General features: G+C 34.8%; 4 protein-coding genes and 1 other annotated feature. Of the genes, 2 read left to right on the forward strand and 2 right to left on the reverse strand.

Annotated elements, in window-relative coordinates:
• Window positions 1–226: 226 nt before the first annotated feature.
• Both fumC and ileS read right to left on the reverse strand, forming a co-directional pair.
• The gene (gene fumC, locus Q5Y73_RS22040) at window positions 227–1,603 is read right to left on the reverse strand and encodes a class II fumarate hydratase (RefSeq protein WP_305994085.1); all 1,377 of its coding nucleotides are present in this window, start codon (window positions 1,601–1,603) and stop codon (window positions 227–229) included.
• A 223-nt stretch (window positions 1,604–1,826) separates the two neighbouring features.
• Window positions 1,827–4,922 (reverse strand): isoleucine--tRNA ligase, encoded by a 3,096-nt coding sequence (gene ileS, locus Q5Y73_RS22045; RefSeq protein WP_305994086.1) that lies wholly within the window; start codon window positions 4,920–4,922, stop codon window positions 1,827–1,829.
• A 52-nt stretch (window positions 4,923–4,974) separates the two neighbouring features.
• Window positions 4,975–5,219: a binding site (T-box leader), on the reverse strand.
• Window positions 5,220–5,437: 218 nt separating this feature from the next.
• On the opposite strand from ileS, the gene Q5Y73_RS22050 reads away from it, so the two are divergent.
• A complete protein-coding gene (locus tag Q5Y73_RS22050; RefSeq protein ID WP_305994087.1) occupies window positions 5,438–6,136 on the forward strand; it encodes a nitroreductase family protein in 699 nt (232 codons plus the stop codon).
• A gap of 135 nt (window positions 6,137–6,271) precedes the next feature.
• Window positions 6,272–6,562: putative quinol monooxygenase (locus Q5Y73_RS22055; protein ID WP_305994088.1), on the forward strand; the 291-nt coding region annotated here is incomplete at its 3' end.

Consider the following 6,562-nt stretch of genomic DNA (forward strand, 5'->3'; position numbering starts at 1 on the left):
GAAATGATAACCTATTACCTAAGCGATATTTAAAATATCACCTCATGCAAAGTATCGCCTTCCAATACTAGGCTTTGCATGAGGCTGAATCCTGAACGAAACCAAAGTTAATACTCATCAAATATGCACACCCCTATCTGTCTAAATCAGACTGAAAAATCCACTATATAGAAATATTTTATCAGATTTAATTTAAGCTGACTACTAGGGATTATTATGAAAGAGCTTAGACCATATTATTTGGATTAACAAACTCGTTGAATTCACTCTCTGTTAGCAGTCCTGACCTAATGGCAGCTTCCTTCAAAGTGATTCCATCTTTATGAGCAAGTTTTGCAATTTTAGCTGCATTATCATACCCTATGTGAGGATTTAAGGCTGTTACTAACATAAGTGAATTGTGCAAATTGTATCTGATTTGATCAACATTTGGTTCAATACCAACAACACACTTTTCGTTAAAGCTTTTCATAGAGTCTGTCAACAACCTTACAGATTGTAGAAAGTTATATATAATCACTGGTTTAAAAACGTTTAATTCAAAATTCCCTTGACTAGCTGCAACTCCAATCGTTACATCATTTCCAATGACTTGTGCAGCAACCATTGTCAACGCTTCACATTGAGTTGGATTCACTTTACCAGGCATAATTGAACTCCCAGGTTCATTTTCCGGAATATGGATTTCACCTATCCCACACCGAGGTCCACTTGCCAACCAACGAACATCATTTGCAATCTTCATTAAATCGGCTGCCAAAGCTTTCAAAGCCCCGTGTGCATATACGATTTGATCATGACTTGTTAATGCATGAAACTTATTTGGTGCAGAAGTAAAATCTGAATGAAGCATATCGCTTATTTCTTTTGCAACCATATCTCCAAACTGAGGATCTGCATTTAACCCTGTTCCAACAGCAGTCCCACCTATCGCTAGTTCTTTTAAATATTGAATACTTTCAAGTATCATTTTTTCATTTATCTCCAGCATATGGTGCCATCCACTAATTTCTTGTCCCAATGTTACTGGAGTAGCATCTTGAAGGTGAGTACGTCCTATTTTCACTATATCTGCAAACTGTCTCGCTTTCTCGCTAAAAACCGTTTTCAGTTCCTTTAATACAGGTAATAATTTATTTTCAATTTCAACAACACTAGCAATATGAAGCGCTGTTGGAAACGTGTCATTTGAGCTTTGTGACATATTTACATCATCGTTTGGATGAAGAGCTACCTTAAGATTATCTTTTTGTAAGAGCTGATTGCCTCTATTTGCTATTACCTCATTTACATTCATATTTGTCTGAGTCCCGCTTCCAGTTTGCCAAACTACAAGAGGAAAATGATCGTCCCATTTGTCTGAAAGAACTTCATCACATGCTTTAATAATAGCTTCTACTTTTTCATTTGAAAGCTTTCCTAATTTATGGTTAGAAATAGCTGCACTCTTTTTAAGAATAATAAAGGCTTTAATGAGTTCTAGTGGCATTAATTCAGTACCAATATTAAAATTTTCTCTGCTTCGCTGTGTTTGTGATCCCCATAATTTATTAATAGGAACTTTAATTTCTCCCATAGAATCTTTTTCAATTCTATAATTCATGTTCATTCACTCCAAATTGAGTTACTTTTTACGAATTCATTTCTTTTGTTTCACTCAGGTAGATTCTCATCCATTATCTCCGTAATTTAGGAGCTTTAATCATTCACGTAAAAGGAGATAGCTACAAAAATATGAAAAAGAAACAGCACCTATTTTGAATGATGAATTGAATCAAAATAGGTGCTTATACAAGTATATAGGTTATATAAAAACAAGATTACAATTAGTGAATTGGAATTAGTTGGATAGAAGCTTTATGCTTACCAATTTGTATTTCTTTTCCTTCTGGTAAATGATTCTTGAAGAGGATATCACGCATTAGCAAATTTTCTTGCAACATCGATTTATACTTTTCAACAACGATTTTTAATTCCTTGTCTGTATAAACTTCAATATCAATATGCATGTTTATAGGTAAGTTTAATTTTTTTCGATAGTCTTGTATGGAGCGAATCAATTCCCGTGCCAATCCTTCATGTAATAAATCTTCAGTTAGGGCGACATCTAAAGTAACAGTGTACTCTCCATTTGAAGCTGAAGAATACCCTTCTTTGGCTGTTTTTTCAATAATCACATCTTCCAGAGAAACTTTTACTCTCCCAGAAGATGTCTCCATTTCTCCGTATCCTGATTGTATTAATAATTTGGATTCTTCTTGATTTAGTTGCTGCAGCCATTGGTTTATAACATTTGATAACTTGCCAAACTTCCTAGCTGATTTTTTAAAATCTAACTTTAAAAGAATAGAAGCAAACTGTTCTTCATCGTCAATCTCATGGAAAGACTTCACATTCAATTCATCCATGATTATGTCCTGATATGAGAGCCAATTTATTTCTTTGTGATTGCTTAAAACAGAAAGGCTTGATAAAGGCTGCTTCACTTTTAAAGACAATGTATTTCGAATACTTCTCCCCAATTCAACAACCTGCAAAACAGCGCTCATTTCTTTTTCCAACTGTTTGTCAATCATTTTTCCATCATATCTTGGATATTCCGATAGGTGGACGCTTTTGCCAGTTAGATTTGAATAAACATCTTCAGCTATAAAAGGAGTAAAAGGTGCTAATAATTGACTTGTCTTAGTTAGAACTTCAAATAGTGTCTGGTAGGCAGCGGCTTTTTCAGTCTTCATACCACTTGACCAGAAACGGTCTCTAGATCGTCTTACATACCAATTGCTGACTTCATCCAGTAATTTTGCTATTTCTCTTGCTGCATTTGTAAAATGAAATTGCTCTAGATTCTGACTGGCTTTTTTAATTGTGCTATGCAAACGAGATAAAATCCAATCATCCAATTTATTTTTATTCAATGTGTACTCTTTATTAGCATCATATCCATCTAAATCAGCATAAAGCTTATAAAAGCTATATACATTTCCTAAAGTATCTACTAATTTGGATTTGGCTTCTTGTACAACTCGTTCAGAAAAACGTTTGGGGTTCCATGGAGCGCTATCCACTAATAATGACCATCTTAAGGAATCAGCACCGTACTTTTGAATTAATTCAATTGGGTCCAGAGCATTTCCTTTACTTTTAGACATTTTCTGCCCATTTTCATCTAGTATATGGCCTAGTGATAACACACGTTTATAAGGTGATTCCCCAGTAAATAATGTAGAAACTGCAAGGAGACTATAAAACCATCCCCGTGTTTGATCAATTCCCTCGATCACTACATCAGCTGGAAATTGTTTTTTGAATTGTGATTTATTTTCAAATGGATAATGAGCTTGTGCAAATGGCATAGAACCACTATCAAACCAAACATCAATCACTTCATCTGTTCTCTTCATGGTATCACCACATTGAGAACAACGGAGCTTCACTTGATCTACATAAGGTTTATGCAATTCAACCCCTTCATTCAGTGGTTTAATAGAAAGATCTTTTAGTTCTTTAATGCTTTTAGGAGCATGTTGATGATTGCACCCGTCACATTCCCAGACATTTAAAGGAGTCCCCCAATACCTTTTACGACTTATATTCCAATCTACCATTTGCTCCAAAAATTTACCGAATCGCCCATTTTTAATATGCTCAGGATGCCAAGTCACTTTCTCATTATTTTGAATGAATTGTTCCTTTAATGCTGTTGTTTTGATAAACCAGCTTTCGTTTGCATAATACAAAAGAGGCGAATCACAACGCCAACAATGAGGATAATTATGTTCATATTTTTCTTTACTGTGTAATAAACCTTTCTCAGCAAGATAACGAATAATATCTACATCGCAATCTTTTACAAATCGCCCTTCGTAAATTGGAATTTCCTCAGTGTATTCCCCTTTTTCATTCACAACATTAACAAATGAAAAATGATTTTCTTTAACAACCTTATAATCATCTTCTCCATATGCTGGGGCAATGTGAACGATACCCGTACCACTATCCTCAGTAACATAATCCGCTTCAACAACCTCATGCCCTACCTCTACCTTAACGAAATCAAAGGGAGGGATATATGACATGCCTTTTAATTCTGATCCCAAATGTACAGATAAGATTTCATAATCTTGCTTAAAAATTGAGTCAGTTAAAGATTCTGCTACAATATAGACTTCATTCTCTGTTTTTGCTCGAACATACTTCATTTCTGGGTGTACTGCAAGTGCAACATTTGCAGGTAATGTCCAAGGCGTTGTTGTCCATCCAAGGAAATATTCATTGTTGCGTTCTTTAATCTTGAATTTTGCTGTTGCTGACAGATCCTTTACCATCTTATATCCTTGTGCTACTTCATGAGAGCTTAGTGAGGTTTGACAACTAGGACAATACGGAGATACTCGGTGCCCTTTGTTCAATAAGCCATCTTCATGAATTGTACCGAGAATATTCCACACACTTTCTATATATGCATTGTCTAATGTTACATACGGATCATCCATATCTACCCAATATCCAAGTTCTTCAGTAAATTCACGCCAGTGTTTTTCATACTTAAAAACACTTTCTTTACATTTCTCTATAAAAGCTTCAACACCATAATTTTCGATTTCATGTTTTCCTGAGATACCTAATTGCTTTTCTACTCCTAGTTCCACAGGAAGACCGTGGGTATCCCACCCTGCTTTTCGCATGACCTGATGTCCTGTCATCGTTTTATATCTTGCAACGACATCCTTAATTGTACGTCCTAGCGCATGCCCTACATGCGGCAAACCATTTGCAGTTGGTGGTCCTTCGTAAAAGACAAAGGAAGGTTTGTCTTCTCTATTCTCTATAGATTTTTTAAAAGTATTTTGTTGATTCCAATGAGTTCTGATTCGTTCTTCTCGTTGTTGAATTGTTTCCTTTACATTTTCCTGTCCCATTTGATATCGCTCCTTTATCATTATTTCAAAGCACACAAAAACCCGCCCCTTTATAAGGGACGGGTTTAACCGCGATACCACCCTAATTCTATTGAAAACAGTCCGTTCATCAATAGCACTTAGCAACGTACAATCATACGCGTTCCTTTTAACGGTAGACACCCGTTCAAGCTTAATCCATTTCAGCTTGACTTCTCGGAGAGGATTTTCAATTATGATCTGAACACTGGCTTTCAGCAAATGCCAACTCTCTGGGGAACAAAATCATAAAATACTTGTTCTCGTCATCAAATTTGTGTGCTTTAAATTGGAAACAATTATAACTAGTTTATGACATAATGTCAATAGCTTTTTCTATTCTTAATACAAAGGGAGTTTACAGCAAAAGAACGTATAAATGCTGTTAATTATGATTATGTAATTATTTTTTAAAAAACTGTATTTGACAAAATTACAGTTAAAATTATATACTGTAATAGTTGAAATTACAGTTCATAATAAAAGGAGATCTCAGAATGACTCAAACTAATGAAGAATACTTAAATAAAGTGCAAGAAAACAAAAACAAAGCTGGAGAACCTAAAGAATTAACTGATCAGAATTTCTTCACTGTTGCAAAAGAAAGAAGCTCAGTTCGTTTTTACGATGCTAGTTTTAAAATGGAAGAAAGTGAAATTAACGAGATATTAGAGACTGCAATTCTGGCCCCATCTTCAAGTAACCTACAACCATGGAGATTTCTTGTGATTAACGATCAAGAGTTAAAAGAAAAATTACTTCCAATAGCTGCAAACCAACAACAGGTCGTTGATTCTTCTGCAGTCATTGCAGTGCTAGGAGATACGGAAGCTTATAAACATGCTGAAGCTATATATGGAAATTTGGTAAAAGTGGGTGCTATACCTGAAGAAACAAAAGACTTTTATGTGAATCAAATTAACTCTTATTATGGAAGCTTAACTCCTGAAGAAGCAATTCGAGTAGTAATGATTGATGGTGGAATCGTTTCATCGCAGCTAATGTTGGCTGCTAAGGCAAAAGGCTATGATACTGTTCCAATGGGTGGATTCAACAAAGAACAATTTATCGAAGCTTTTAATTTACCAGAAAATCTTTCGCCAGTTATGTTAATTGCACTTGGAAAAGCGGATAAAGCAGGCTTTCCTAAAAATCGTCTGCCACTTGAAGAAGTAACAACTTGGAACACGTTCTAATTAAATTTTTATTCAAAAGATCAATAATCAATCAATATTACTTTAGACAATAAGAAGTTGTTCTACATGTATAAAAACTGATAAACAAACAGAAAATACGCAAATAAATAATCCACAAATGAGAGGAACAATTTTATGATTATGATCCATGCTACTCTTCATGTTAATCCAGAGAAGGAACAAGATTTTTTGAAAGATATTCAATCATTAATTGAGGATTCTAGATCAGAAAGTGGCAATATTTCGTACGATTTGATGAAAGACACAGAAAAAGAGAATGTGTTTATGATGGTTGAAGAATGGAAAGATATCGAAGCGGTGCAAAGTCATAATACGAGTAATCACTTCACAACTTTTACTGGGAAAGCCAGTGAATATTTAACAGCTCCATTAGCTGTAAAAATTTACGATGCTAAGCTCATGGAA

Origin of the sequence: Chengkuizengella axinellae, assembly GCF_030730905.1 — a bacterium.
Classification (GTDB): domain Bacteria; phylum Bacillota; class Bacilli; order Paenibacillales; family KCTC-33759; genus Chengkuizengella; species Chengkuizengella axinellae.